The following is a 25,553-nucleotide window of genomic DNA, read 5'->3' on the forward strand; positions in this document are numbered from 1 at the left end:
TTTCTCTCTCCCGCACGGCGCCTTTTCGCGCCGGCGCTTATTCCTTTTCGCAGCCGATCAGCCGCGCGATTTGCGATACGAGTTGATCCACGCCACGGTTTTTTCCAGTCCGCCAAACGGATAGAAATGCAACCGCACCGGTCCATGGCTTTCATTCAGGCCCTTGGCAAGCGCGTCAACCAGCTTGTCCGGCCCGGCGCTGCCCAGCAATTGCGTGATCGAAATGCCATATTTGGCCAGCACGCTGGCCGAGGCGCCCACGCCGCAGCGCGCGGCAAAGCGCATCAGGGTCTTGATGCCCGCAGGCCCCGGCACGCCGATGCGCACGGGCGCAACAATCCCGCGCTGGCGCAGGGCCACCAGCCAATTGAGCGCCGCATCGGGGTCAAAACCGAATTGCGTGACCACCAGCGGGGCCATGCCGCGCGCGTCGATGTCCACGCATTTGCGGGCCAGCACTTCCCAGCATTGCTCCTCGCTCATGTTGGGGTGCCCTTCCGGGTGCCCGCCCACGCCGATTGCCTTGATCCCGGCCTTTTCAAACAGGCCGGTGGCGATCAGTTCGCTCGAATCATTATAGGGGCCCGCAGCATGCTCGGGATCGCCCGCAATGACAAAACAGCGGCGCACGCCCGCTTCCTGCACAACGGTGTTGAGGTAATCCTGGAATTCAGCCTCGCTGGTGATCCGGCGGGCGGAAAAATGCGGCATCGGCTCAAAACCCAGCGCGCGCACGGCCTTGGCGGCGGCGATTCGCGCGGGCGCTTCCTCGCCTGGCAGGAAGGTGACGGCGATGGGCGTTTCGGGCGGAATGGCGGGCGCGGCGGCGCGCAGCGAATCGACATCCTTGGCCGTAATTTCCAAGGAAAATCCGTCGGTAATCCCGTCCGGCGCGCGTTCCCAATTGGGGTGGATCTGTGAAATGGCCACCATGGTCCTCTGCCCTTTCTCTCTGGCGCCCGGCGATGGGGGCTTGGATGCCTGCCTCATCGGGGACGGATATTTTGTATGCGACGCATACTAAAACGAAATGCGTGTGACTTGAAGTGTCCTCTAGCGCAGGGCGATAATTTCGTATAGATGAATTTTTCATGGACGAGAAAAATGCGGGAAACGATGCCTGAAAACCTCCCATTGCTGCTGGTTCCCGGTCTGATCTGTGATTCGCGGGTCTTTGCCGCGCAGTGCGCCGCCCTGCCGCAGGCCACCGCCCTGCCCGGTTGGGGTACGGTGGATTCGCTGGGCGCGATGGCGGAGCGGCTGCTGTCGCAGGCGCCCGAGCGCTTTGCCCTGCTGGGCCATTCGATGGGTGCGCGCGTGGCCTTGGAAGTCGCGCGTCGTGCACCCGAGCGTGTCGAGCGGCTCGCGCTGGTTTCCACCGGCACGCATCCTGTGGGCGCGGGCGAGGCGGACAAGCGCTATGCCCTGCGCGACAAGGGCCGCGAATATGGGATGGAGGCGCTGGTGGCCGACTGGCTGCCGCCGATGATCGCGCCTGACAATCGCCCCGCGTTGATGGGTCCATTGACCGCCATGTGCCTTGAACAGGGCCTCTCCGCCTTTGAGGCGCAGATCGAGGCCCTGCTCTCGCGCCCGTCGCTGGAGGATTTGCTGCCCACGCTGACCATGCCGGTGCTGTCCTGCACCGGGGCGCTGGATGTGTGGAGCCCGCCCGAGCAGGCCCGCGCCATTGCCGAAGCCATTCCCGGCGCGACGCTGGAAATCGTGCCCGATGCGGGCCACTTCCTGCCCATCGAGCGTCCGCAAGCCTTCACCCAGATCATCGCCCGCTGGCTGACCCAGCGCGCCTGAACACCAAGATCCACATAAGGAGAGTAAGATGACCCAAAGCCTGCAAGATGTCCTCGATGCCAGCGGCGACATTGTCGAAATGCTGCGCAACGCGCAGGTCGGCCCCAATGTCTATCCCGGCGTTCCGGCCGAATATTCGAACTGGCGCACCGAGCAGCAGGCCTGGGCCAAGACCGCCGTGCTGTTCAACCAGTCGTATCACATGGTCGATCTGGAAGTGTCGGGCCCCGACGCCTTTGCCATGCTCAACTATCTGGGCATCAACAGCTTCAAGGGCTTTGTGCCCGACCGCGCCAAGCAGTTCGTGCCCTGCACGGCCGAAGGCTATGTGATCGGTGACGTGATCCTGTTCTATCTGGGCGAAAACCTGTTCAATCTGGTGGGCCGCGCCCCCGCGATCGAATGGGTCGAATATCATGCCGCCACCGGCAAGTGGGACGTCAAGGTCGAGCGCGACGAACGCTGGGCCATGCGCACCGACGGCAAGCGCAAGAACTACCGCTTCCAGCTTCAGGGCCCCAATGCGATGGCCGTGCTGTCCAAGGCGCTGGGCTATGACGCGCCCGACCTCAAGTTCTTCCACATGACCACGCTGGAATTCGGCGGCGCCAAGGTGCGCGCGCTGCGTCACGGCATGGCGGGCCAGCCGGGCTATGAACTCTTCGGCCCCTGGGAAGATTACGCCGCTGTCCATGGCGCGCTGGTCGAAGCGGGCAAGGATTATGGCCTGACGCTGTGCGGCGGCCGTACCTATTCGTCGAACACGCTGGAATCGGGCTGGATCCCCTCGCCGCTGCCCGCCACCTATACCGGCGAAGGTTCGAAGGGTTTCCGCGCATGGGCCTCGGCCAATTCCTATGAAGCCAAGTGCTCGATCGGCGGTTCTTACATCCCCGACAGCATCGAGGGCTATTACCTGACCCCGTGGGATCTGGGCTATGGTCCGTTTGTGAAGTTCGACCATGACTTCATCGGCCGTGAGGCGCTGGAAGCCAAGGCCGCCGGCCCGCACCGCCGCAAGGTGACGCTGGCGCTGGACAATGAAGACGTGATGCGCGTCCAGTCCTCGGCCCTGTCGAAGGGCGAGCGCGCCAAGTTCATGGAATATCCCAGCGCCGTCTATGCGATGCATCCGTTTGATCAGGTGCTGCTGGACGGCAAGATGGTCGGCCTTTCCACCTGGATCGGCTATACCGCCAATGAGGGCAAGTTCCTGACGCTGGCCATGGTGGACGAAAGCGTCGCCACACCCGGCACGCAGGTTACGCTGCTGTGGGGTGAACCCGATGGCGGCACGCGCAAGCCCACCGTCGAGCGCCACGTGCAGACCGAGATCAAGGCCGTGATCGCCTCGGTGCCCTATTCGGAAGTGGCGCGTGACGCCTATGCCGACAGCTGGCGCAACCGTCAGGCCTGATCGGTTCTGATGCCAGGAAACGCCCCTGCCGGAGACGGCGGGGGCGTTTTCCGTTTACCGCAGAACGCGACCCGCAACCGCATCCAGCCGCGCCAACAGCGCCGGATCGCGCTGCGCCGGGGCGGTGGCGAAGGCGCCGTCCAGCGCCCGGTCAATCGGGCTGTCCTCACGCACCGGGGGCAACAGGCGCGCCAATTCGCGCACCGCCGCGCGGGCCAGCGCTGCATTGGCCTTCATCGTAGCAAAGACTTCATGGGCCTCGACGCCCGCTTCCTCGTCCCGCCAGGCGTCATAATCAGTGACCATCGCCAGCATCGCATAGGGCAGCTCGGCCTCACGCGCCAAACGCACTTCGGGGAAACCCGTCATGCCGATCACATCCGCGCCCCATCCGCGATACATCCGGCTTTCGGCGCGGGTGGAAAATTGCGGGCCTTCAATGGCGATATAGGTGCCCTTGGGATGCACGGTGCCGCCCGCATGATGCGCCGAAAGCGCCAGCAATTCCGACAGGCGCGGACAGACCGGATCGGCCAGCGCCAGATGCGCCACCATCCCTGTGCCGAAAAAGCTGCGCGCGCGGCCTTCGGTGCGGTCGATCATTTGGTCGACGCAAACGAAATGGCCCGGCGCATATTCCTCACGCAGCGACCCCACCGCCGAGAGCGAGACCAGATCCGTCACGCCGCAGCGCTTCAACACGTCGATATTGGCGCGGTAATTGATCTCGCCGGGCGGGATGGCATGGCCGGGTCCGTGGCGAGGCAAAAAGGTGAAGCGCACGCCGTCCAGCGTGCCGGTGGTGACGCTGCCGCTGGGCGCGCCAAAGGAGCTTTCGACGGCAATCTCCTGCGCGCCTTCAAGCCCGATCCCTTCGGCCAGACCCGATCCGCCAATCACCCCGATATGCCATGCGCTCATGCGATCAAACTCCTGTGTCCTGCCGGTTGCCTAGCCGATGGAACGCGGCGCCGAAACCGCTTTTCGCTTCTCTTGCCAAGAGTTGCGCGCCCGTGCAGTCTGTGACTGAAAGGAAAAACTTATGCTTTTGATTGGCCAGTTTGACAGCCCCTTTGTCCGCCGCGTCGGGATTGCGCTCAGGATTTACGGCATGGCTTTCGAACACAGCCCCTTTTCGGTGATGGGCGATGGCGACAAATTCGCCCACCTCAACCCGTTGAAGCGGGTGCCGACTTTAGTGCTCGACGATGGTGAAGTGCTGATCGAGAGCGGGGCGATCCTCGACCATCTCGATGAGGTCCATGGCCGCGATAAAGCCCTGATCGCCGCCCATGGCCCGGCCCGCCGCGCCGCGTTAAAGCGCATCGCCACAGCCACGGCGGTGGCCGACAAGGCGGTGGCCTATTTCTACACGCGCCGGTTCGGCGGCGAGGTCGATCCGTTTTTCACCCAGCGCAGCGAAGCCCAGATCCGCGATGGCATGGCCGCATTGAACGCACAATGCGCCGCCCGCGATGGCGATTGGTGGCATGGCGATGCGCCGGGCCATGATGACATCGCCGTGGCCGTGGTCGCGCGCTTTGTGTCCGAAGCCTATGGCTGGCTGGTAACGCTCAGCGATTATCCCGCATTGGCCGCCCACAGCGCTCGCGCCGAAGCCCGCGAGGAATTTCAGGCGATCCAGCAGGCCTTCATTCCGCCCAGTTGATGCAAAAAGGGGCCGGGATTTTACCCCCGGCCCCTTTCATCACGCCACGCTGATATTCAGCGCGCCGTCGCCTTCCTCGATATTGACCGTGCTGCCATCGGGCACCTCGCCTCCCAGCAGCTTTTCGGCCAGCGGGTCCTGCAGGTAGCGCTGCACCGCGCGTTTCAGCGGACGCGCGCCATAGACCGGATCATAGCCCACCCGGCCCAGCCAGCGCTTGGCCGCATCGGTCATGGCCAGCGTGATCTTGCGATCCTTCAGCAGCTTTTGCACCCGCGCGACCTGAATATCGACGATGGGCGCCATATGCTCCTGACCCAGCCGGTGGAAAAGGATGATCTCATCCAGACGGTTGAGGAACTCAGGCCGGAAATGGCTGCGCACCACCTCCATCACCTGCGGCTCGACGCTTTCCACATCGCCGCCCTCGGGCAGATTGGCCAGATACTGGCTGCCCAAGTTAGACGTCAGGATGATCAGCGTGTTGGTGAAATCCACCACACGCCCCTGCCCATCGGTCAACCGGCCATCGTCGAGGACCTGAAGCAGCACGTTGAACACATCGCTGTGGGCCTTCTCCACCTCGTCGAACAGCACGACCTGATAGGGCCGCCGCCGCACCGCCTCGGTCAACACGCCGCCTTCATCATAGCCGACATAGCCCGGAGGAGCGCCAATCAGGCGCGAAACGGCGTGCTTCTCCATGAACTCGCTCATGTCGATGCGCACCATCGCGCTGTCATCGTCGAACAGGAACCCCGCCAACGCCTTGGTCAGCTCGGTCTTGCCCACGCCCGTCGGGCCCAGGAAGAGGAAGCTGCCCAGCGGGCGGTTAGGGTCCTGCAGACCGGCGCGGGCGCGGCGGACGGCCTTGGAAACGGCCACCACCGCATCCTTCTGGCCGATCACACGCTGGCCGATCACTTCTTCCATGCGCAGCAGCTTTTCCCGCTCGCCTTCCAGCATGCGATCCACCGGCACGCCGGTCCAGCGGCTGACCACGCCCGCGATGTCATCGGCGGTCACTTCCTCGCGCAGCATGGCGTTTTGCGCCTGAGACTGCGCCTCGGAAAGCTGACGTTCCAGATCGGGGATGCGGCCATAGGACAGCTCGCCCGCGCGGGCCAGATCGCCCTTGCGCTGCGCCTGTTCCAGCTCGATGCGTGCGGCGTCGAGTTGCTCCTTGATCTTGCCCTCGGCGGCGATCTTGTCGCGCTCGTTCTGCCAACGGGTGGTCAGCTCGGCCGACTTCTGCTCGGCATTGGCGAGTTCCTCGCGCAGCGCGGCCAGCCGGTCCTTCGACGCCTGATCGCTCTCCTTGGCCAGCGCCATTTCCTCGATCTTGAGCTGGATGATCCGCCGGTCGAGGTTTTCGATCTCTTCCGGCTTGCTCTCCACCTCCATGCGGATGCGGCTTGCGGCCTCATCCATCAGGTCGATCGCCTTGTCGGGCAGGAAACGGTCGGCAATGTAGCGGTTCGACAGGGTGGCCGCTGCGACAATCGCATTGTCCGCGATCCGCACGCCATGGTGCAGCTCGTATTTCTCCTTCAACCCGCGCAGGATCGAGATCGTGTCCTCCACCGTCGGCTCGCCCACGAAAACGGGCTGGAACCGGCGCTGCAAGGCAGGGTCCTTCTCGACATACTTCTGGTATTCATCCAGCGTGGTCGCGCCGATGCAGTGCAATTCGCCGCGCGCCAGAGCGGGCTTGAGCAGATTTCCTGCATCCATCGCGCCTTCGCTTTTGCCCGCGCCGATCAGCGTGTGCATTTCGTCGATGAACAGGATGATCTCGCCTTCCGCGCCCTTCACCTCGTCCAGAACCGCCTTCAGGCGCTCCTCGAACTCACCGCGATATTTGGCGCCCGCGATCAGGCTGCCCATGTCGAGCGCCATCAACCGGCGATGCTTGAGGCTGTCGGGCACATCGCCATTGGCAATGCGCAGCGCGAGACCTTCGGCAATCGCGGTCTTGCCCACGCCCGGTTCGCCGATCAGCGCGGGGTTGTTCTTGGTCCGGCGGGCCAGGATCTGCACCGTGCGGCGGATTTCCTCGTCGCGCCCGATGACCGGGTCGAGCTTGCCGTCCTTGGCCGCCTGAGTCAGGTCGCGGGCATATTTCTTCATCGCGTCATAGGCGTTTTCGGCCCCAGCGCTGTCGGCCGTGCGCCCGCCACGCAATTGCGTGATCGCGGCCTCCAGTGCCTGAGGCGTGACATTGGCGGCTTTCAGCGCCTGACCGGCGGCCGTCGTCGTGGCCAAAGCCAGCGCGACAAGGATGCGTTCTACGGTGACGAAACTGTCGCCCGATTTGTTGGCAATCTGCTCGGCACTGTCCAGCACGCGCACGGCATCATTATCGAGGCCCGGTTGCGCCTGCGCGCCCGATCCCGACACCGCCGGGATCTTGGAGAGAGCCTTGTCCAGCTCGGCGCTGGCGATGGCGGGATTACCGCCCGCGCGCTGCAACAGCCCGCTGGCCATGCCCTCGCTGTCCTCCAGCAGGGCCTTCAAAATATGTTCCGCCGTGATGCGCTGGTGGTTCAGGCGGATCGCCAAAGTCTGCGAGGCTTGCAGGAAACCCTTGGCGCGGTCAGTAAACTTTTCGAGGTTCATGGGGTCGGTTCCTCCGTTGCCTCACAAGGTAGTGTGACAAAATCGCCACACAAGCCCTTGCAACAAGAATTTACCGCCCCATGTTTCCCCGTTCTTTGATGCGGAGCAATCCGGTTTATTTCGCTGCCTTGACCGCCCCTGCCGCATAAGTATCGCCAAAGAAATCGCCCTTGAACCACTGCGGCAGCGTGTCACCATCGGCCATGGCGCGGGTGATGCGATAATTGGCCTCGGCAAAGCGGGCGCCCGCGCGCCAGTCCCATGCCTGATTCATATCATCATTGGGCTGGTGATAGGTCTTGGCCAGAAACGCCTCATTGGCCGCCGCCCCGCCATTGGCATAGCCCGTGGCAAGGAACACCGCAGGCACGCCCTTGCGCACAAAGCGATAGTGGTCCGAACGCACAAAGATCGTTTCGGCCGGAATCGGATCGGGCGAGAGGCTGACCTGCATCGGCTTGACCGCCGCCGCCACAATCGGCCCCAACGTCGAATGATCCGCGCCATAGGCCACCACATCGGTAAAGGGATAGAGCAGCACCGGCATATCCAGATCGACATTGCCGACAATGCTGGCCGCCGGAACGGTGGGATGGTTGGCGTAATAATCGGCGCCCAGCAGGCCCTTTTCCTCCGCCGTCGAAATCAGGAAGACCACCGAGCGGCGCGGGCCTTTCTTGTCCTCGGACAGCACACGGGCGACCTCCAGCGTTGTCGCGCTGCCCGCCGCATTGTCCATCGCGCCGTTGTAAATGCGGTCCTTGCCCGGCGCATCGCCCGGCTTGGGCGCGGCCACGCCAAGGTGGTCGAGATGGCCCGAGAGCACGACCGTCTGGTCCTTGAGATCGCCGCCCGGCAGCATGGCCACGATGTTCGGGCTGGTCACGCGCTCGGATTTGCTGGTCGAAAAGGCGCGCAAGCTGGTCTTGAGCGCAAAGCCCTTGGGCCGCCCGCCTACCTTGTCGGCCTCGGCGCGGATCTGCGCCAGCGTGCGCGGCGCGCCCGCCAGGAATGCCGCGGCAGCCTCATCGCTGATCGCCCCGGCCACACGGATGCCCGGCGCGGCCTCATTCGCCTTGCCGTCCTCGCCCACCCAAGCATAGCTGGGATAGAAGGCATATTGCAGCGCCTTTTCCCAAGGCCGCACCCGCGCCGATGCGTTGGTGTTCAAGGTGATCACGCCGATCGCACCATGCGCCTGCGCCATCTGCGCCTTGTTAGCCGAGAGATGCGCGCCCTCCTCGCTGGCCATACCCGCCGGATAGCCGCGCAGCACGACAACGATCTTGCCCTTTACATCCAAACCATTGTAATCATTGATACCGATCAGGTCATTGTCGATACCATAGCCGACAAACACCAGCGGAGCGCTGATATCCAGCTTGGGCTCATTGGCGCTGGCCGAAATCATCACCTGCTTGCCATGGTCAAATGTGGTCTTGCCCTTGGGGCCGGTGATCTCCATCCCGGCCGGGCCATCGGCATAGGAGGTCTTTTGAAAGGTGATGCGCTGCAGCCAGCCGCGCTTGCCGTCCGGGCCGATGTCGCCCATCGGCGTCAGGCCCAGCGAGGCGAAACGCTGCGCCACATAGCGTGCGGCGATCTCATGCCCCCGGCTGCCCACATCGCGCCCTTCGAGCAGATCGTCGGCAAAGAAGGCGATGTCGGACCGGATGCGCTCGGCCGAAAAGCGTGGGTCGAGCGGCATGTCCGCTTCGGCGCGCGTCGGAGCTTCAACCTTGGCTGCAGGCTTGGCGGCGGGCGGCGCGCCCGCTTCTTCATACATGGCCTCGGTCGCCTCGACCGATTCAATGGCATGGGCCGGGCTGACCAACAGCAGCGCGGGGATCAGGCAGGCGGAAAACTTGGCAAGAGCAGGCATGCATCTCTCTTTATGGGAAACTGACACGCATGTCAGCATAGGCAAGATTTCCCAACAGGCAAGCATGGGCCATGCACAGGAATGGGGGTAAAAATTGTAAAATAAAATCAAAGACGAGAACCAGTAATTAACCCTAGTCCAGCCAAAAAAGACAGGTTCGTCCCGTTTCAACTCCTCGGAGATTTCCTGAATGACCAGTCTTTTTGCCGCCCGCCATGTCCTGGCGGCAACCGTGGCCATGACCGCTCTGGCCGCATCGCCCGCCATGGCCGCATCGCCGCGCATCGATTATCAAAACCCCGAGATGGAGGTCTATGCCGGCCCGGTCGTGGGCTATGACAGTGTGATCGGCAGCGATTCAACCACGACCATCGGTCGCAGCGGCGTGACCTATGGCGGCGTTGTGGGCGTTGACACGCGCACGGGCGAGCGCAGCCGCCTTGGCTTTGAAGTCGAAGTGATGGGCAGCACGGCGGCATTGCGTGAATCGGCAAACGGGATCGGCTCGCTCAAGGTGGGCGTGGGCCGCGACATTTTTGTCGGCGCCAAATTCGGCTATATGGTCGCCCCGCATCTGCTGACCTATGCCAAGGCGGGCTATTCCAATGCGCTGGGCACGCTGGATGTTGCCGATGCCACCGGCGCCAATATCTATCACGGCAGCCAGACCATGGACGGCATCCGCGTCGGGGTGGGCACCGAATATATGCTCAACAAGGTGCGTATGCGCCTTGAATATCGTTATACCAATTATGGCGAATTGAGCATCAACGGCGCCAAGACCGGCGTCAGCTTTGATCGCCATCAGGTGGTCGCGGGGATGATCTACGGCTTCTGATCGATCTCTCCGGCCTGTCGCGCGGTTCATCCTTGCGACAGGCCGGGGATGAAACTACCCATGGTGCATCCATTGACGGGAAACACCATGCGACACCAGATTTCCGCGCCGCTGCTGGCACTTGCCCTCACCCTTTCCGCCCAGCCCGCCATCGCTCAATCGACCCCGCCCGCCACGCCGCTGGCCGAGCTGGTGAAGAAGGTCGATATTCCCTATGAGAGCTTCAAGCTGGCCAATGGGCTGACGGTTCTGGTCCATACCGACCGCAAGGCGCCGATCATCGGCGTGACCACTTACTACCGTGTCGGGTCCAAGCATGAGCCGCGCGGCAAGACCGGTTTTGCCCATCTTTACGAGCATCTGTTCTTTGGCGGCAGCGAGAATGTGGCCAATTTCGACGTGCCGCTCGAGGCCGCCGGATCGACCAGCACCAATGGCAGCACATGGTATGACCGCACCAACTATGTCGAAACCGTGCCGACCGGCGCGCTGCCGCTGGCGCTGTTTCTGGAAAGTGACCGCATGGGGCACCTGCTGGGCGCGGTGACGCAGGACAAGCTGGATAAGCAGCGCGGCGTGGTGCAGAACGAAAAGCGGCAGGGCGACAACCAGCCCTATGGCCTCTTGCGCTATGCCGAAACCGACGGCCTGTTCCCCATCGGCCACCCCTATCGCCACCAGACCATCGGCTCGATGGCCGACCTTGATGCGGCCAGCCTGTCGGATGTGCGCCACTGGTTCACCGATCACTATGCGCCCAACAATGCGGTGCTGGTGCTGACGGGCGATATTGACGCGGCAAGCGCCCGGCCGCTGGTGGAAAAATACTTTGGCGACATTCCTTCCGGTCCGGCGGTGAAACCCGTTGCGGCGGGCCCTGTAACGCTCAAGGCCCCCAAGCGGGTCGAGATGCAGGACAAGGTGGCCACCACGCGGATCATGCGGATCTGGTCCGGGCCGGGGCTGAATGACAAGGATGCCGCCGCGCTGGATATGGGCATGAGCGTGCTTGGCGGCCTTGCTTCCTCGCGGCTCGACAATGCGCTGGTCCGGGGCAAGCAGGTAGCTGTCTCGGTCAGCGCCGATTTCGAGACGCATGAACAGGTCAGCTTCCTCGAAATCTCGATGGATGTGAAACCGGGCGTGCCGCGCGCCAAGGCCGAGGCGGCGCTGGATGCGGAAATCGCGCGCTTTCTGGCCACCGGACCGAATGCCGATGAGGTCAAGCGGGCCGCCACCCGTTCGGTCTCGGCGGAGATCGGCGCTTTGGAGGTTGTCGGCGGCTTTGGCGGCAAGGGCACCACGCTGGCCGAGGGGCTGATGTATTCGGGCGATCCGGCGCAGTATAAGAAGGATCTGGCCGAACTGGCCGCGCTGACGCCTGCCCAGATCAAGGCGGCGACCGGGCGCTGGATGAAGCGGCCCGTGCTGGCGATTGCCGTGACACCGGGCGAACGCAAGCAGAAGGGCGAATTGCTGGGCGGATGGGGCGATGAGGCCACGCGCCCCGCGCCCAAGCCCGATGCCAAGGCCCCCGTGCCGCCCGTGCCGCAATCGCCCCCGCGCAAGGTGCCCGAAGTGGCCCCGGTGGGCGAACTGGCCTTCCCCTCGGTTCAGCATGCGACGCTGTCCAACGGGATGCCCGTCACGCTGGCGCGGCGCACGGCGGTGCCCAAGGTGCTGGTCAGCATCGGCTTTGACGCGGGGATCGCGGCGGACTCGCTCAACACGCCCGGCACGCAGGGGCTGATGCTTTCGATGCTGAAGGAAGGCACGGTCAAGGACGCCACCGGCGGCACCACCCGCAGCGCGGTGCAGGTGCTGGAGGAAGAGGAGCGGCTGGGCGCGAGTATTGAAACGGGCAGCAGTCTGGATACGAGTTCGATCACGCTCTCGGCGCTTTCTGCCAATCTGGCGCCCTCGCTTTCGTTGATGACGGACGTGCTGCTGCATCCCGCCTTTGCCCCCGCCGAGGTGGCGCGGGTCAAGGATCAGCGCCTGGCCGCGCTGGCTCAGACGATGGCCAATCCGCGCGGCGTGGCGCTGCGCGCGATCAATCCGCTGCTGTTCGGGCCGAACCATCCCTATGGCCATGCCTCCGACGGGCTGGGAAATGCGGCATCCTTGAAGGCCCTGACCTCACAGGATCTGCGCGCCGCGCATGACCAGTGGCTGCGGCCCGATCTAGCCCGCGTGACGGTTGTCGGCGATATCACGATGGAGGAATTGCTGCCCAAGCTGGAGACGGCGCTGGGCGTGTGGAAGGCGCCAGCCGCCGCCAAGCCGGTCAAGGCGCTGAATGCCGCGCTGCCCCCGGCGCACCCGCGCATCGTGCTGATCGACCGGCCCGGTTCGCCCCAGTCGATGATCGTGGCGGGCAAGGTCCTGCCCATCGACGGGCGCGCGCCGGGACAGGAAGCGCTCGATCTGGCCAATGAAGTGCTGGGCGGCGGCTTCCTCTCGCGCCTCAACCTCGACATCCGCGAGGAAAAGGCATGGTCCTACGGCGTCTCCACCGCCGTTCGCCAGCCTCTGGGCGCGCGCAGCATGATCCTCTTTGCCCCGGTCCAGACCGACCGCACCGGCGATTCCATCAAGGCGATGATTGCCGACATGAAGGCGTTTCCGGGCGCCAAACCCGTCACCGCCGAGGAATTGCAGCGCGTGACCGACGGCAATATCCGCGGCCTGCCCAACAAGTTTGAAACCAACGGACAGGTGCTGGGCGCGATTGCCGCCAATGAGCGCCTCGGCCGCCCGGATGACTATTACAGCAAGCTGCCCACGCTCTATCGCAGCATCGATGCCAAGACGCTGGAGGCCAAGGCGGCGGAATATCTGCAACCCGATGGCCTGACCTTCGTGGTCGTGGGCGACAAGGCCAAGGTTGAAGCGCAGTTGAAGGATGTGGGATTGCCGGTGGAGGTGTCGGGGGCAAAGTGAGTTTGCCTCCGGCGGGCAAAGGGACTTAGTCCCTTTGCAATCCCATTATGGGGTAGCGCCTCGGTTCGGCCGGGGCGCTGATCCGCAAGCCGATTAAAATGAAAGCCTGCGGCGCCAGCTAATCTGCGCCGCAGGCTTTTTCAATTCAAACGCCACACCATTCAATCTCGGTCGAACTTACGGCGCAACGCATACAGTATGGGGATTGTTAAGGGCCCAGGCCCTTAACCCGCCGGAGGCACCCCTCTTGCTTTACCCAGCCAAAGCCTTCTTCAGCAGTTCATTGATGATCTGCGGATTGGCCTTGCCCTGCATCGCCTTCATGGTCTGGCCGACGAAGAAGCCGAAGAGGGCCTCCTTGCCGCCGCGATACTGCTCGACCTTATCGGCGTTCTTGGTGAGGATTTCGGCAATCACCGCCTCGATCGCGCCGGTGTCGGAGTTCTGCTTCAACCCTTCGCGCTCGACGATCACGCCTGCCGCGTCGCCCGTTTCCAGCATCTTTTCCAGCACCTGCTTGGCGATGGAGCCGGAGATCGTGCCATTGCCCACCAGCGCGAGAAGTTCGGCCGCGCCTTCAGGGCTGATCGGGCTGGTCGAGAGATCCTTCCCCAACTTGTTCAGCGCGCCAAAGAATTCCGACAGCAGCCAGTTGGCGGCCTGCTTGGCCACATCGGCCTCGGGCTTGTTCTGCGCCGAAGCCGTGGCCGCCAGCAGCGCTTCAAACCAGCGCGCCGTATCGACGTCATTGGTCAGCACGCCCGCATTATAGGCCGACAGGCCCAGCCCATCGACATAACGCGCCCGCTTGGCATCAGGCAGTTCGGGCAGCGATGCGCGGCATTCCTCAAGGAAGGCATCGTCGAGCACCAGCGGCAACAGGTCGGGATCGGGGAAGTAGCGATAGTCATGCGCATCTTCCTTCGAGCGCATCGAGCGCGTCTCGTTCTTGTCCGGATCGTAGAGGCGCGTTTCCTGCACCACCTTGCCCCCGTCCTCGATCAGCGCGACCTGACGCTTGGCTTCCGATTCCACCACGGCCATCACGAAGCGCACCGAATTGACGTTCTTCGTTTCGGTGCGCGTGCCGAATTCATCGCCCGGACGGCGCACCGAGACATTGACGTCCGCGCGCATCGAGCCCTGATCCATATTGCCGTCGCACGAACCGACATAGCGGACAATCTGGCGCAGCTTTGACAGGTAAGCCCCTGCTTCTGCGGGCGAACGCATATCGGGGCGGCTGACGATTTCCATCAGCGCCACGCCGCTACGGTTCAGGTCGACATAAGACATAGTCGGGTGCTGATCGTGCATCAGTTTCCCTGCGTCCTGTTCGACATGGATACGCTCGATGCCGATGACCTTGGGCTCGGGAATGCCCGCCTTCTCATCCGCCTCGATGGTCAGCGATCCCTCGCCCACCAGCGGGTGATAGAGCTGGCTGATCTGATAGCCCTGCGGAAGGTCGGCATAGAAGTAGTTCTTTCGGTCAAAGCGCGACCACTTGTTGATCGCCGCCTCAATCGCCATGCCGGTGCGCACCGCCTGACGGATGCATTCCATGTTCGGCACGGGCAACATGCCGGGCATCGCGGCATCGACCAGCGAAACCTGGCTGTTCGGCTCGGCGCCAAAGGCCGTGGCGCTGCCCGAAAACAGCTTGGCGTTGCTGGTGACCTGCGCATGGACTTCAAGGCCGATCACGACCTCCCATTCGCCCGTTGCGCCCTGAATACGATAGGTTGATTCAGCCATTGTCTGTCGGTCCACTCTTGGAGCGAGAGAACAGCCGATGCCGCCCCTTCACTCCTTCATCTTTTAACCGCTCTGTCCGTTTCCGGCGCGGCGCGGCGTCATCATCGTTCCGCCGGAACCGGCGCAGAGGAGTGAATTCCAATACATCCCCGGCCAGTTCCAGCAGATCGAGCAGGCTTACCACCACTTCTCCGGCTTGGCCGAGAACTGCGCCCGCTGCTCGATCGCAAGGCCCGCGTTCAGCACGCCCTGCTCATCGAAAGGCCGCCCAATGATCTGAAGCCCCAGCGGCAGACCGTCCGAGGACAGCCCCGCAGGCACGCTCATCGCGGGCAGGCCCGCCAGCGAAGCCGGCACCGAGAACACATCGCCCAGATAGAGATCAAGCGGATTGCTCTTTTCGCCCAGCGCAAAGGCAGGCGTCGGCGCGGTCGGTGCAAGGATCACGTCGCACTGCTTGAAAGCTTCTTCAAAATCGCGCGAGATCAGCGTGCGGACCTTCTGCGCCTGCGTGTAATAGGCGTCATAGAAACCGGCCGAGAGCACATAGGTGCCGATCAGGATGCGGCGCTTGACCTCTGCCCCGAAACCGGCGGCGCGGGTGGCGGCATACATCTCTTGCAGGTTGGCGCCATCGGGCAAATCGCGCAGACCGTAACGCACACCATCATAACGCGCGAGGTTCGAAGAAGCCTCGGCAGGGGCGATGATGTAATAGGTCGCCAGCGCATATTTGGAATGCGGCAACGAGATGTCGAGCACCTCGGCCCCGGCATCCTTCAGCCAAGCAATGCCATCGTCCCACGCCTTCGCCACATCCGCGTTCAGGCCTTCGATGCGATATTCGCGCGGAATACCGACCTTCTTGCCCTTCAGATCCGCGTTCAGCAACGCCGACCAATCGGGCACCGGCATGTCCAGCGAGGTCGCATCCTTGGGATCGAACCCGGCCATGGCTTCGAGCATAAGCGCGCAATCGGCCACGTCATGCGCCATCGGCCCGGCCTGATCCAGCGAGGACGCAAAAGCCACGATGCCCCAGCGCGAGCAGCGGCCATAGGTCGGCTTGATGCCCGAAATGCCGGTGAAGGCCGCAGGCTGGCGAATCGAGCCGCCGGTGTCGGTGCCGGTCGCCGCCGGACAAAGTCGGGCCGCCACCGCCGCCGAAGAACCGCCCGAAGAACCACCCGCGGTCAGCGCCGCCGTGTCGCCCTTGCGGCGCCAGGGGCTGATCGCGGGGCCAAAGGCGCTGCTCTCGTTGGATGAACCCATGGCGAACTGGTCAAGGTTGAGCTTGCCCAACATGCCCGCGCCCGCGTCCCACAGCTTTTGCGAAACGGTCGATTCGTACTGCGGCGTAAAGCCTTCCAGAATCTTCGATGCGGCCGAGGTCTGCACGCCCTTGGTGGCGAACAGGTCCTTCATGCCGATGGGCACGCCCGCCAGCTTGCCCAGTTCCTTGCCCGCCGCGCGGGTCGCATCGACCTTTTCGGCCGCCGCCAGCGCCGCTTCAGGCGTGGTCACGATAAAGGCATTCAGCGCTTCCTGCGCCTCGGCCACAGCGGCATTGAATGCCTGCGCCACTTCCACAGCGGTAAATTCGCCCTTGGCCACGCCATCGCGGATCGCGATCAGGCCCAGATCGGTCAAACCAGTCATTATTCAATCACCTTGGGCACACCGAAAAATCCATGCTCGGCCGCCGGCGCATTGGCCAGCACCGCATCGCGAATCCCGCCGCCCGTCAGCGGATCGGCATTCACCACATCCGCGCGCAGGCGCAGCGTATTGGGGATCACGGCCGTCATCGGCTCAACCCCTTCGACATTCACCTCGCCCAATTGCTCCACCCAATTGAGGATGCCATTGAGTTCAGGAACCATCGCTTCCAACTCGCCTTCGCTTACCTTGATGCGGGCAAGACTGGCGATCCGGGCCACTGTGGCGGTATCGACCGACATGCAACAACCTTTGCCATTAAAACCAAGCCGGAAATCCCGGCCCATAAACAAAGCGAGGGGCATAGTCGCCCCTCGCGCCGTGTATTCGCTAGCACCGCAAAGACGGCGCTTCAAGCAAGCGGGATTATTCCGCGCCCGGAGCCGCAGGTGCTTCGCCGCCCGGAGCCGCACCGGCGGCGCCCTGCGCGCGCATCATGCGCTCCATCATCCGGCGCTGCATTTCCACCTCGGCCTGATTGCGGAAATCGATCACTTCCAGCTCGAAGGTCAGGTTAGAATTGGCCGGGATCGCGCCAGCGGCATGGTCGCCATAGGCCAGCTTGGCGGGGATCTTGACCAGATACTTGCCGCCGCGCTGCGTCTGGGCGAGCGCCTTGGCGAAACCGGGGATCGTGCCCTGCATCTGCATCACGACATTCTTGTTCTGGTCGAACACGGTGCCGTTATCCAGCTTGCCGACATAATTGACCATCACCAGATCGGCCACGGTGGGGTTCGGGCCTTCGCCTGCCTTCAGCGTCTTGACGCCCACCAGCGGCGGCCGCGCGGCCACCGCCACGGTCCCGCCCACCAGCACGGCCACCAGCGTGCCAAGCCAGATTTTCGAAACCGAACCCTTGCTCAGCGGCTGAAGGGGAACGCGGGTGATCTCGGTCATGGTGCAATCCTGTCCTATGCGATCAATGGCCGGATACGGCCCAACTCTTGGCCGCCTCCCTACAGGCGCGCCATGGTCTGTGCAAGCGCAACACAGGTCTTAAAGACCATGAATTTGCCCGGGGATGCCTAAACGCCACGCAGCAAAAAGCCCGCTGACCATGGCCGCCTTTTCAGACAGCCGGGTCAGCGGGCTTTTGATTCGGCCTGAATATCAGACCGAAAGGCGCTTACTTGGCGCCGTCACGCTCGGCGCGCTTACGCTCCAGCTTGCGGGCGCGGCGCACAGCGGCGGCCTTTTCGCGAGCACGCTTTTCCGAGGGCTTTTCATAGTGGCGACGCAGCTTCATCTCGCGGTACACCCCCTCGCGCTGCAACTTCTTCTTGAGAGCGCGCAGGGCCTGATCGACATTGTTTTCGCGGACGAGAATCTGCATAAAAAGAACCACCTCAAATATCTGTCGGCCAGAGCCCCACCCATCTCGATCGAGCGGGGGTTCACCCAAGGGATTGCAACGAAACTTGCGCCGAATCCCTGTGGGGTCGGCTGGATTTGCGGCCCGCTAGCAGAGTCGCAGGTCAAAGGCAAGCTGCGATCAACCAAAACGTGACTCGCCAACCACGGCGCGGAGCGGCTCTAAAGCCCAAAAACAGCGCGATGACAACACCCCACCCGCATTTTATGCCCCGCGCCCGGCCCGGGCAGGTGCCCCGGACTATACGCAAGGCCCGCCATAAGCTAGGGGCGGCCTATGAATCATGAAACTTCTTCCAATCAGGTGCGCCAATTTGTCGTCGGCCGCGATGATGACGGCATTCGTCTGGACCGCTGGTTCAAGCGCCACCTGCCCCAGATCGGCTTTGCCACGATCAGCCGCTGGGCGCGCACCGGCCAGATCCGCATCGACGGCAAGCGCGCCGCCCCCGAAGACCGCGTGGCCAAGGGCCAGACCCTGCGCGTGCCACCCGGCGACAGCATTGTCGGCATCGGCGGCGGCAAGGGCGTGCGCGCCCGCAAACCGCTGACCGAAGCGCAGCTCGAACTGGCCGATTCCATCGTGCTGCACCGCGACCCCAGCGCCATCGTCATCAACAAGCCCCCCGGCCTGGCCACGCAGGGCGGCAGCGGCACGTTCGAGCATGTCGACGGCCTGCTCGACGCCTATGCCAATGGCGGCCCGCGCCCGCGCCTTGTCCACCGTCTGGATAAGGACACCTCGGGCGTTCTGCTGGTCGCGGCCACGCCGGGCAGCGCGGCCTTCTTTTCCAAGCGCTTTTCCGGGCGCACGGCCAAAAAGGTTTATTGGGCGCTGGTGGTGGGCGTGCCGTCGATCGACGAAGGGCTGATCGACCTGCCGCTGGCCAAGCAGCCCGGATCGGGCGGCGAAAAGATGATGGTCGACCAATCCGAACACGGCCAGCCTTCGAAAAGCCGCTATCGTGTGATCGACCGCGCTGGCAACCGCTGCTGCTGGGTCGAGCTGCAACCGCTGACGGGGCGCACCCATCAGTTGCGCGTGCATATGGCCGCCATCGGCCATCCGATTGTGGGCGATGGCAAATATGGCGGCCCCGATGCTTTCCTCTCGGGCAGCATCAGCCGCAAGCTGCATCTCCATGCGCGCCGCCTGATCATCGAGCATCCCGATGGCACGCCGCTCGATGTCGAGGCGCCCCTGCCCGACCATATGGCCGCCAGCCTTGCGCAATTGGGTTTTGAGGAATCCGAAGGCGAATATATCCCCGATCCCACCGGCGAATGGGGACGCGAGGAAAAGAAGGCAGCCGCCAAGGCCCATGCCAAGGATTACCGCAAGGAGCGCAAGGGCGAACGCCGCGGCCGGGCCGAAACGGGCCGCACGCGCAACGATTCGCGCAAGAGCGATTCGCGAAAAAGCCCCGGCGCACGACCCGAATCCCCGCGCAAATCCGGCCCGAAAAAGGGCCTGGGCAGCAAGCCCAGCGCGAAACCGACCGGTCCCCGCCAAGCGGCAAAACCTGCGGGGAAGCCTGCAGGTCGGCCCGCCGGCAAGCCCTCCGGTAGGCCGCCCGCCCCCTGGGGCCAGCGTTAATGCACCCCAATCCGGCCTTTCGTCATGATGATCGCGCGCTGTTTGAACGTCTGATCCGCGAGATCGGCTTTGGCATGGTGTTCGCCACCACGCCGGACGGGCCGCGCGTGGCGCATGTGCCGCTGGCTTCGACCGGCGATGGGGCGGTGCAATTCCATCTGGCGCGCGGCAATGCCTTGGCGCGCCATATTGACGGGATGGTGGCGCTGGCGGTGGTCAACGGGCCGGACGCCTATGTCTCGCCGCGCTGGTACGGCGAGGATCCCAATCAGGTGCCGACATGGAACTATGTCGCGCTGGAAATGGAAGGGCCGGTGCGCAGGATGGACCGCGACGGGCTATTTGGCCTGCTGGAGGCGCTTTCGGCGCAGGAGGAGGCCAAGTTGCCCCCGCCCGCATGGACGATGGAGAAATCCGACCCGGCCTATATCGACAAGTTGATGGGCGCGATTGTCGGCTTTGAGATGGAGGTGCAGGCGTGGCGCCCGACCTTCAAGCTCTCGCAGAACAAGAGCGCGGACCTGCGCGAACAGGTCGCCGCAGGGCTGGAAGAGACCGGGAGCCATGCGATGGCCGCGATGATGCGGGGGCTGGTATGACCAGACTGGCCGTGTTTGATTGCGATGGCACTCTGGTCGATGGTCAGCATGACATTCAGGCCGCGATGGTTGATGCCTTTCGCGCGCAGAGTCTGACGCCCCCCTCGCGCGAGGCGGTGCGCCAGATCGTCGGACTCAGCCTGCCGGTTGCCATGCGCCGCCTGCGCCCCGATCTTGAAACGGAGCAGCAGGCCGCGCTGGTCGAGGAATATAAATACGCCTATCGCAGCGCGCGCGATTCCGGGCGGATCGGTGAGCCTTTGTACGACGGCATCCGGGGGCTGCTCGACGGGCTGCGCAGCGATGGCTGGGCGATGGCGGTCGCCACGGGCAAGAGCGATCGCGGGCTGACCCATTGTCTGGCGATGCACGGGCTGTCCGACCATTTCGTCTCGCTGCAGACCGCCGACCGCCATCCGTCCAAGCCTCATCCCGCCATGCTGGAGGCCGCCCTGTTCGAGGCCGCCGCCATGCCGCAGGACAGCGTGATGATCGGCGACACCAGCTTTGACATGGCCATGGCGCGCAGCGCGGGCGTGCGGGCATTGGGGGTGGCATGGGGCTATCACAGCGTGGCGCAATTGATGGCCGCGGGCGCGGATGCGGTCGCGCGCGATCCTGAACACTTGCGGGAGTTACTGGGATGAGCATCGACGCAGAAGCGCTGGCCAAGGCGCGGTTCAAGCGGCTGACCGTCGTGCGCTTTGTCGGCGTGCTGGTGGCGATGGTGGGCGCGGCGATCATGGCGGGCAAGGTCGACCTGCCGCGTCTGGTCGGCCTGCTGGTGCTGCTGGGCGGGATCTATTACGCGCTGATTTTTCCCAGCCGGTTGGTCAAGCGCTGGAAGAAGCAAGACGGGGCGTAATGAAGCGGTTTTACAAGGAAGTAGCAGTCGCCGGACAGGATGGCGCCTGGCAGGTGACGCTGGACGGGCGCGCGATTCGCACCGTGGGCGGACAGCCGCAAAAGGTGCCAACCAAGGCTCTGGCCGAAGCGCTGGCCGCCGAATGGGCGGCGCAGGGCGAGGAGATTGACCCCACCAGTTTTGTCCTGCGCGATATGGCCGATTATGCGCTGGACGTGGTCGGGCGCGACCGGGCCGAGGCCATCGCCTCGCTGCTGCCCTATGCCGAAACAGATACGCTGTGCTATCGCGCCGATCCCGAGGACGCGCTGTTCGAACGTCAGAACGAGGTGTGGGAGCCGATCCTGTGCGCCATCGAAGCGCGCCACGGCATCCGGATGCAGCGTATCAGCGGGATCATGCACAAGCCCCAGCCCGCCGAAAGCCTCGCCGCCTTGCGCGCGCGACTGGAGGATGCCGATGCGTTCACGCTGGCAGCCCTGCGCAACATGGCCAGTCTGGCGGCATCGCTGCTGATCGCGCTGGAGGCTGCGGAACCGGGGGCGGATGTGGCCGAGCTCTGGGCCGCCGCCAGCCTTGAAGAAGAGTGGCAGGCCGACCTCTGGGGCCGCGACTGGGAGGCCGAAGAGCGCCGTGAGAAGCGGACGCAGGCGTTTGCTTTATCGGCGGAATTTGTTGGGATGGTAAGGGGGTAAATTTTGCCTCCGGCGGGCAAAGGGACTTGTCCCTTTGCAATCCAGATACTGTCTAAACTGCAGGATGGGGGCACCCTCACGCGAAGAGGACGCCAATATTTAAAGCCTGCGGCGCTATTCAGCGCTACTTCGCCACGCCGCAGACTTTACAAACATGGCGCGCGACGCGCCTTGGGGAAATAAACGCAACCCCATAACGGGATTGCAAAGGGCCCCCGCCCTTTGCCCGCCGGAGGCATTTTAACGCCCCCTCACCCAACCCAATCGGCAACCTCGGCCGCCAGCTTGTCCGACATCCGCCCCAGCGCCTCGGCCACAGCTTCCGGCTTGGGCGCGACGCCCTTTTCCACCGCCTCGAACCGGCGTTGGGCCAGCGTGCCATCCAGCTTGGTCAACAGCGCGTCATAGCGGATCACCGCCGAACGGGTGCGGTCGTCATAGCCCATGAAGATCAGACGCCCGCCAAGGTGCTGCCCGGCCTGCGCGCCATCCTCGCCATCGATCAGGACAAGGCGAATGCCGCGTGCACGGATCACCTCCGCAATATGATTACGCAGCAGGCGTGCCGGGCGCTCGCTCCACAGGCCTTCCTTCATATAGGCGATCGAACTGTCATTCACCCGCACCGCAATCCGGGTCAGCCCAAGCGCGCGCTCGGTATCCGGCTCGGACACGGCCAGCGTGGTGATCGGCGTGGCTGTGACCAACGCCCCGGCAGGCGCCGATACCGGCGGCAGGGTAAAGAGCTGGCGCGGCGGCTTGCCCCCCTCGCCCACCTTGACGCAGCCGCCCAGCAGCAACACCGCGACCAAAACAGCGCGCTTCTTCATGGATGATACTCCGGCAGCTTGGGTGGCGAGAGGGCGGCGGCGGCGCCCTGATTGTCGATCTTTTCGGTCAGTTCACGCAGCGCCCGGCTTGCCGCGCGCAATTCGCGCACCGCGCCTTCGGCCTGCGGCAAGGTTTCTTCGCGCACGCGGCGGATCGCCGGATCGGTCTGGCCGAGCGTGGATTTGAGCGCATCAGCCGCCGCTTGCGCGGAACGCAGAGTCTGGTTCAACTGGGCCACCACCGTATTGCCATTGCCGTCGAGCTGGCTGTTGAAATTGGCGGTCAGCTTCTGAAACTCGGCCATCGAGTCCTTGGCCTGCACCAGCGCGGAATCCAGATCACTCACCACCTGCTTCATCTGGGGCGAGGCATCGGCCAGATTGGCCGTCATCCGGTTGGTATTGGCCAGAATGCCCTCGATATTCTTCTGGTTCTTGTCCGACAGAAGGTTGGACACCTTGTCGGTCAGCGCGCCGATCCGTTCGAGCAATTGCGGCGCACTGGAGAGCAGATCGCCAAGGCCCGACAATTTGGTGGGGATCACCGGCGCGCCATCGGGGCCGATGGCCGTGATCGGCGGTTGCCCTGGCTTGCCGCCGGCCAATTGAACATTGGAAACGCCGGTAAAGCTGCCCTGAATGGTGGCCGTGGTGCCTTGCAGGACCGGGATGTCGCGGTTGAGGGCGATGCGCACACGTACCACGCTGGGATCATCGGGCGACAGCTCGATCTCGGTGATCTGTCCGGCCGGAACGCCTTTGTAATTGACCTGTGTTCCCTTGGCCAAGCCGTCGACAGACTGGCGGAAATAGATGTCATAGGGTTTGCGTTCATGGCGCGAAAGATGCGCCAGCCAGAGCGCAAAGCCCGCCGCCATCCCCAGCAAGATCAGCGTTACCGCCCCTACCCAGATATGATTGGCGCGTGTTTCCATCGCTCTACTATGCCTTTGCCGGATTGGGGCTGTCCAGCCCGTGGGTTTTGGCCCCAAGATCTTGAGCCTCGCCGCCGCGCGCCATCAGCGCCGAGCGGCCGCGCGGCCCGCCGAAATATTCATGGATCCACGGATGGTCGCTGGCCATCAGTTCGGGGATAGTGCCCACCGCGATCACCTTCTTGTCGGCCAGCACCGCCACGCGGTCGCAAATCTCGTGCAGCGTGTCGAGGTCATGGGTGATGAGGAACACCGTCAGCCCCAGCGTCTCGTGCAATTCGCGCGTCAGGCTGTCAAAGGCCGCAGCACCAATGGGATCGAGCCCCGCCGTCGGCTCGTCCAGAAACAGCAGCTCCGGGTCAAGCGCCAGCGCGCGCGCAAGTCCTGCGCGCTTCTTCATGCCGCCCGACAGTTCGGAAGGGTATTTCGCCGCCGCATTGTCGGGCAATCCCGTCAGGCTGACCTTATAGCGCGCGATTTCGTGGCGCAGTTCGGGGTCCATGTCGGGATAGAATTCTTTCAGCGGCACCTCGACATTTTCCGCCACGGTCAGCGTGGAAAACAGCGCCCCTCCCTGAAACAGTACGCCCCAGCGGCTGCGGATGTCGGCCTCGCCGGGCGCGCGGGGCGTGCCCACCTCATGGCCCAGCACTTCGATGCGCCCGTGGCTGGGCGTCTGAAGCCCGATGACCGAGCGCATCAAGACCGATTTGCCCGTCCCCGATCCGCCCACCACGCCGATGATCTCGCCCCGGCGCACGTCAAGGCTCAGCCCTTCATGCACGGCATGATCGCCAAAGCGGTTTTCCAGATCCTCGATGCGGATCGCCAGATCGTTCATATCCAGCCCACCTCGGAAAAGAACACGGCGAAGAAAGCGTCGATCACGATCACGGCAAAGATCGCCTGCACCACCGCCTGGGTTGTGCGCAGGCCCACCTCCTCGCTGCTGCCCTTGACCTGCATCCCCTGATAGCAGCCCGTCATGGCCACAATCAGGCCGAACACCGGCCCCTTGATCAGGCCCACCCACAGGTCGATCAGCGGCACGACCTCCTGCACCCGCGCAAGGAAGTTGAAGAAAGGAATGTCGAGCGTGAAGGCGCTGATCGTGGCGCCCCCGACAATGGCGATCAACGCCGAATACAGCCCCAGCAAGGGCATCATGAAAACCGCCGCCATCACGCGCGGCAGCACCAGCGCCTCCATCGGAGAGACCCCGATGGTGCGCATCGCGTCGATTTCCTCGGTCAGCTTCATCGTGCCGATCTGCGCGGCAAAGGCACTGCCGGAACGGCCCGCCACCATGATCGCGGTCATCAGCACGCCCAGTTCGCGCAGGGAAATGCGACCCGTCAGATTGACCGTGTAAATCTCGGCGCCGAACTGTTGGAGCTGGACCGCGCCCTGCTGGGCGATCACCACGCCGACGAGGAAGCTCATCAGCCCGACAATCGCCAGCGCATCGACGCCCACCAGCTCGGTCTGGCGCACCAGCGCGGTCCAGCGGATGCGCGAGGGATGGCGGATCACATTGCCCAGCGCGCAAATCAGCGCGCCCAGGAAGCTCAGGATCGCGCCCGAACCCTGCCACAGGCCGATCATCACCAGCCCGACCGTTTCCACGATTCGGATCATGGGCGGCGCGCGCGGCGGGGCGATCGGCGCATCGCCGCTGCAACATTTGACCGCCGACATCAGCCGCTCGGCCTTTTCGCCCGCGCCCACAACCTGCGCTCCGGCATCGCGCGCCAGACGCCACACCAGCCATGCCCCGGCGGTGTCAAGTTCTTCGAGCCCGGAAATGTCGAGATTGGTAAATTGCGGCTTTTCCCGGCGCATAGCATGATCGAGCGCGCCGACGCCGGCAATCGTCAGCACGCCCGACAGGGTCAGCGTGGACGTGCCATCGGCATCCGTGGCCAACAGGAAATCGCAATCGGGTGCCATGTAATCAACACTGTGGGCGAAAAACATGTCCCTCGCAAGAGGCGGTTTCGC

23 protein-coding genes are annotated in these 25,553 nt (G+C 63.9%); 10 read left to right on the forward strand and 13 right to left on the reverse strand.

Annotation, left to right across the window (positions count from 1 at the left end):
- Positions 1 to 57: 57 nt before the first annotated feature.
- Entirely contained in the window at positions 58 to 930 is an 873-nt protein-coding gene (locus FHW92_RS13135; RefSeq protein ID WP_168604084.1) for a methylenetetrahydrofolate reductase, read from the reverse strand.
- A gap of 186 nt (positions 931 to 1,116) precedes the next feature.
- Here FHW92_RS13135 and FHW92_RS13140 point away from each other — a divergent pair, with 186 nt between their 5' ends.
- The gene (locus FHW92_RS13140; protein ID WP_246870151.1) at positions 1,117 to 1,812 is read left to right on the forward strand and encodes an alpha/beta fold hydrolase; all 696 of its coding nucleotides are present in this window, start codon (positions 1,117 to 1,119) and stop codon (positions 1,810 to 1,812) included.
- A 28-nt stretch (positions 1,813 to 1,840) separates the two neighbouring features.
- Positions 1,841 to 3,229 (forward strand): aminomethyl transferase family protein, encoded by a 1,389-nt coding sequence (locus tag FHW92_RS13145; RefSeq protein ID WP_168603727.1) that lies wholly within the window; start codon positions 1,841 to 1,843, stop codon positions 3,227 to 3,229.
- 54 nt (positions 3,230 to 3,283) lie between these two features.
- On the opposite strand, the gene mtnP is transcribed toward FHW92_RS13145, so the two are convergent.
- Entirely contained in the window at positions 3,284 to 4,150 is an 867-nt protein-coding gene (gene mtnP / locus FHW92_RS13150; RefSeq protein WP_168603728.1) for an S-methyl-5'-thioadenosine phosphorylase, read from the reverse strand.
- Positions 4,151 to 4,271: 121 nt separating this feature from the next.
- Between mtnP and FHW92_RS13155 the strand changes: the two genes are divergently transcribed.
- Entirely contained in the window at positions 4,272 to 4,898 is a 627-nt protein-coding gene (locus FHW92_RS13155; RefSeq protein WP_168603729.1) for a glutathione S-transferase family protein, read from the forward strand.
- A gap of 39 nt (positions 4,899 to 4,937) precedes the next feature.
- On the opposite strand, the gene clpB is transcribed toward FHW92_RS13155, so the two are convergent.
- Together clpB and FHW92_RS13165 are read right to left on the reverse strand one after the other, a co-directional pair.
- A complete protein-coding gene (gene clpB / locus FHW92_RS13160; protein WP_168603730.1) occupies positions 4,938 to 7,517 on the reverse strand; it encodes an ATP-dependent chaperone ClpB in 2,580 nt (859 codons plus the stop codon).
- Positions 7,518 to 7,632: 115 nt separating this feature from the next.
- Positions 7,633 to 9,399, reverse strand: coding sequence for a M28 family metallopeptidase (locus FHW92_RS13165; RefSeq protein ID WP_246870152.1), 1,767 nt, complete (start codon positions 9,397 to 9,399; stop codon positions 7,633 to 7,635).
- Positions 9,400 to 9,589: 190 nt separating this feature from the next.
- Between FHW92_RS13165 and FHW92_RS13170 the strand changes: the two genes are divergently transcribed.
- Complete coding sequence (locus FHW92_RS13170) at positions 9,590 to 10,237, forward strand: hypothetical protein (protein ID WP_168603731.1); 648 nt, start codon at positions 9,590 to 9,592, stop codon at positions 10,235 to 10,237.
- 87 nt (positions 10,238 to 10,324) lie between these two features.
- Positions 10,325 to 13,180 (forward strand): pitrilysin family protein, encoded by a 2,856-nt coding sequence (locus FHW92_RS13175; protein WP_168603732.1) that lies wholly within the window; start codon positions 10,325 to 10,327, stop codon positions 13,178 to 13,180.
- Between the two features lie 252 nt (positions 13,181 to 13,432).
- On the opposite strand, the gene gatB is transcribed toward FHW92_RS13175, so the two are convergent.
- From gatB to rpsU, 5 genes are all read right to left on the reverse strand, one after another.
- Positions 13,433 to 14,938, reverse strand: coding sequence for an Asp-tRNA(Asn)/Glu-tRNA(Gln) amidotransferase subunit GatB (gene gatB / locus FHW92_RS13180; RefSeq protein ID WP_168603733.1), 1,506 nt, complete (start codon positions 14,936 to 14,938; stop codon positions 13,433 to 13,435).
- A 177-nt stretch (positions 14,939 to 15,115) separates the two neighbouring features.
- On the reverse strand, positions 15,116 to 16,597 hold the full coding sequence (gatA, locus tag FHW92_RS13185) for an Asp-tRNA(Asn)/Glu-tRNA(Gln) amidotransferase subunit GatA (RefSeq protein WP_168603734.1): 1,482 nt from the start codon (positions 16,595 to 16,597) through the stop codon (positions 15,116 to 15,118).
- Entirely contained in the window at positions 16,597 to 16,899 is a 303-nt protein-coding gene (gene gatC, locus FHW92_RS13190) for an Asp-tRNA(Asn)/Glu-tRNA(Gln) amidotransferase subunit GatC (protein WP_168603735.1), read from the reverse strand. Before gatC ends, gatA begins: the two co-directional genes overlap by 1 nt.
- 124 nt (positions 16,900 to 17,023) lie before the next feature.
- A complete protein-coding gene (locus tag FHW92_RS13195) occupies positions 17,024 to 17,557 on the reverse strand; it encodes an FKBP-type peptidyl-prolyl cis-trans isomerase (protein WP_168603736.1) in 534 nt (177 codons plus the stop codon).
- A gap of 229 nt (positions 17,558 to 17,786) precedes the next feature.
- Positions 17,787 to 17,993, reverse strand: coding sequence for a 30S ribosomal protein S21 (gene rpsU, locus FHW92_RS13200; RefSeq protein WP_168603737.1), 207 nt, complete (start codon positions 17,991 to 17,993; stop codon positions 17,787 to 17,789).
- Positions 17,994 to 18,308: 315 nt separating this feature from the next.
- Here rpsU and FHW92_RS13205 point away from each other — a divergent pair, with 315 nt between their 5' ends.
- Genes FHW92_RS13205 through FHW92_RS13225 form a run of 5 tightly spaced genes read left to right on the forward strand, consistent with a single transcriptional unit; the run spans position 18,309 to position 21,787 of the window.
- Positions 18,309 to 19,628 carry an RluA family pseudouridine synthase gene (locus FHW92_RS13205; RefSeq protein WP_168603738.1) on the forward strand — a complete coding sequence of 440 codons (1,320 nt, stop codon included), beginning with the start codon at positions 18,309 to 18,311 and terminating at the stop codon, positions 19,626 to 19,628.
- A complete protein-coding gene (locus FHW92_RS13210) occupies positions 19,628 to 20,227 on the forward strand; it encodes an FMN-binding negative transcriptional regulator (RefSeq protein ID WP_168603739.1) in 600 nt (199 codons plus the stop codon). The genes FHW92_RS13205 and FHW92_RS13210 overlap by 1 nt, the downstream gene beginning before the upstream one ends.
- Positions 20,224 to 20,874 carry an HAD-IA family hydrolase gene (locus FHW92_RS13215; RefSeq protein ID WP_168603740.1) on the forward strand — a complete coding sequence of 217 codons (651 nt, stop codon included), beginning with the start codon at positions 20,224 to 20,226 and terminating at the stop codon, positions 20,872 to 20,874. Before FHW92_RS13210 ends, FHW92_RS13215 begins: the two co-directional genes overlap by 4 nt.
- Positions 20,871 to 21,092 (forward strand): hypothetical protein, encoded by a 222-nt coding sequence (locus tag FHW92_RS13220; protein ID WP_168603741.1) that lies wholly within the window; start codon positions 20,871 to 20,873, stop codon positions 21,090 to 21,092. Before FHW92_RS13215 ends, FHW92_RS13220 begins: the two co-directional genes overlap by 4 nt.
- Positions 21,092 to 21,787 carry an ATP12 family protein gene (locus FHW92_RS13225; RefSeq protein WP_168603742.1) on the forward strand — a complete coding sequence of 232 codons (696 nt, stop codon included), beginning with the start codon at positions 21,092 to 21,094 and terminating at the stop codon, positions 21,785 to 21,787. Before FHW92_RS13220 ends, FHW92_RS13225 begins: the two co-directional genes overlap by 1 nt.
- A gap of 251 nt (positions 21,788 to 22,038) precedes the next feature.
- On the opposite strand, the gene FHW92_RS13230 is transcribed toward FHW92_RS13225, so the two are convergent.
- Genes FHW92_RS13230 through FHW92_RS13245 form a run of 4 tightly spaced genes read right to left on the reverse strand, consistent with a single transcriptional unit; the run spans position 22,039 to position 25,529 of the window.
- Positions 22,039 to 22,617, reverse strand: coding sequence for an ABC-type transport auxiliary lipoprotein family protein (locus FHW92_RS13230; RefSeq protein ID WP_168603743.1), 579 nt, complete (start codon positions 22,615 to 22,617; stop codon positions 22,039 to 22,041).
- Positions 22,614 to 23,552: an MlaD family protein gene (locus FHW92_RS13235; RefSeq protein WP_168603744.1), complete on the reverse strand. Its 939-nt coding sequence runs from the start codon at positions 23,550 to 23,552 to the stop codon at positions 22,614 to 22,616. Before FHW92_RS13235 ends, FHW92_RS13230 begins: the two co-directional genes overlap by 4 nt.
- Before the next feature lie 7 nt (positions 23,553 to 23,559).
- Entirely contained in the window at positions 23,560 to 24,393 is an 834-nt protein-coding gene (locus FHW92_RS13240) for an ABC transporter ATP-binding protein (RefSeq protein WP_168603745.1), read from the reverse strand.
- A complete protein-coding gene (locus FHW92_RS13245; protein WP_246870153.1) occupies positions 24,390 to 25,529 on the reverse strand; it encodes an MlaE family lipid ABC transporter permease subunit in 1,140 nt (379 codons plus the stop codon). The genes FHW92_RS13240 and FHW92_RS13245 overlap by 4 nt, the downstream gene beginning before the upstream one ends.
- Positions 25,530 to 25,553 lie beyond the last annotated feature (24 nt).

This window comes from Novosphingobium sp. SG707 (assembly GCF_012275515.1).
In the GTDB taxonomy this organism is placed as follows: domain Bacteria; phylum Pseudomonadota; class Alphaproteobacteria; order Sphingomonadales; family Sphingomonadaceae; genus Novosphingobium.

What these genes read in the sequence shown, in the direction of transcription:
- FHW92_RS13140 (WP_246870151.1), top strand. Translation starts at nt 1,117, where the DNA reads ATGCCTGAAAACCTCCCATTGCTGCTGGTTCCCGGTCTGATCTGTGAT.
- FHW92_RS13145 (WP_168603727.1), top strand. Translation starts at nt 1,841, where the DNA reads ATGACCCAAAGCCTGCAAGATGTCCTCGATGCCAGCGGCGACATTGTC.
- mtnP (WP_168603728.1), bottom strand. Translation starts at nt 4,150, where the DNA reads ATGAGCGCATGGCATATCGGGGTGATTGGCGGATCGGGTCTGGCCGAA.
- FHW92_RS13155 (WP_168603729.1), top strand. Translation starts at nt 4,272, where the DNA reads ATGCTTTTGATTGGCCAGTTTGACAGCCCCTTTGTCCGCCGCGTCGGG.
- clpB (WP_168603730.1), bottom strand. Translation starts at nt 7,517, where the DNA reads ATGAACCTCGAAAAGTTTACTGACCGCGCCAAGGGTTTCCTGCAAGCC.
- FHW92_RS13165 (WP_246870152.1), bottom strand. Translation starts at nt 9,399, where the DNA reads ATGCCTGCTCTTGCCAAGTTTTCCGCCTGCCTGATCCCCGCGCTGCTG.
- FHW92_RS13170 (WP_168603731.1), top strand. Translation starts at nt 9,590, where the DNA reads ATGACCAGTCTTTTTGCCGCCCGCCATGTCCTGGCGGCAACCGTGGCC.
- FHW92_RS13175 (WP_168603732.1), top strand. Translation starts at nt 10,325, where the DNA reads ATGCGACACCAGATTTCCGCGCCGCTGCTGGCACTTGCCCTCACCCTT.
- gatB (WP_168603733.1), bottom strand. Translation starts at nt 14,938, where the DNA reads ATGGCTGAATCAACCTATCGTATTCAGGGCGCAACGGGCGAATGGGAG.
- gatA (WP_168603734.1), bottom strand. Translation starts at nt 16,597, where the DNA reads ATGACTGGTTTGACCGATCTGGGCCTGATCGCGATCCGCGATGGCGTG.
- gatC (WP_168603735.1), bottom strand. Translation starts at nt 16,899, where the DNA reads ATGTCGGTCGATACCGCCACAGTGGCCCGGATCGCCAGTCTTGCCCGC.
- FHW92_RS13195 (WP_168603736.1), bottom strand. Translation starts at nt 17,557, where the DNA reads ATGACCGAGATCACCCGCGTTCCCCTTCAGCCGCTGAGCAAGGGTTCG.
- rpsU (WP_168603737.1), bottom strand. Translation starts at nt 17,993, where the DNA reads ATGCAGATTCTCGTCCGCGAAAACAATGTCGATCAGGCCCTGCGCGCT.
- FHW92_RS13205 (WP_168603738.1), top strand. Translation starts at nt 18,309, where the DNA reads ATGAATCATGAAACTTCTTCCAATCAGGTGCGCCAATTTGTCGTCGGC.
- FHW92_RS13210 (WP_168603739.1), top strand. Translation starts at nt 19,628, where the DNA reads ATGCACCCCAATCCGGCCTTTCGTCATGATGATCGCGCGCTGTTTGAA.
- FHW92_RS13215 (WP_168603740.1), top strand. Translation starts at nt 20,224, where the DNA reads ATGACCAGACTGGCCGTGTTTGATTGCGATGGCACTCTGGTCGATGGT.
- FHW92_RS13220 (WP_168603741.1), top strand. Translation starts at nt 20,871, where the DNA reads ATGAGCATCGACGCAGAAGCGCTGGCCAAGGCGCGGTTCAAGCGGCTG.
- FHW92_RS13225 (WP_168603742.1), top strand. Translation starts at nt 21,092, where the DNA reads ATGAAGCGGTTTTACAAGGAAGTAGCAGTCGCCGGACAGGATGGCGCC.
- FHW92_RS13230 (WP_168603743.1), bottom strand. Translation starts at nt 22,617, where the DNA reads ATGAAGAAGCGCGCTGTTTTGGTCGCGGTGTTGCTGCTGGGCGGCTGC.
- FHW92_RS13235 (WP_168603744.1), bottom strand. Translation starts at nt 23,552, where the DNA reads ATGGAAACACGCGCCAATCATATCTGGGTAGGGGCGGTAACGCTGATC.
- FHW92_RS13240 (WP_168603745.1), bottom strand. Translation starts at nt 24,393, where the DNA reads ATGAACGATCTGGCGATCCGCATCGAGGATCTGGAAAACCGCTTTGGC.
- FHW92_RS13245 (WP_246870153.1), bottom strand. Translation starts at nt 25,529, where the DNA reads ATGTTTTTCGCCCACAGTGTTGATTACATGGCACCCGATTGCGATTTC.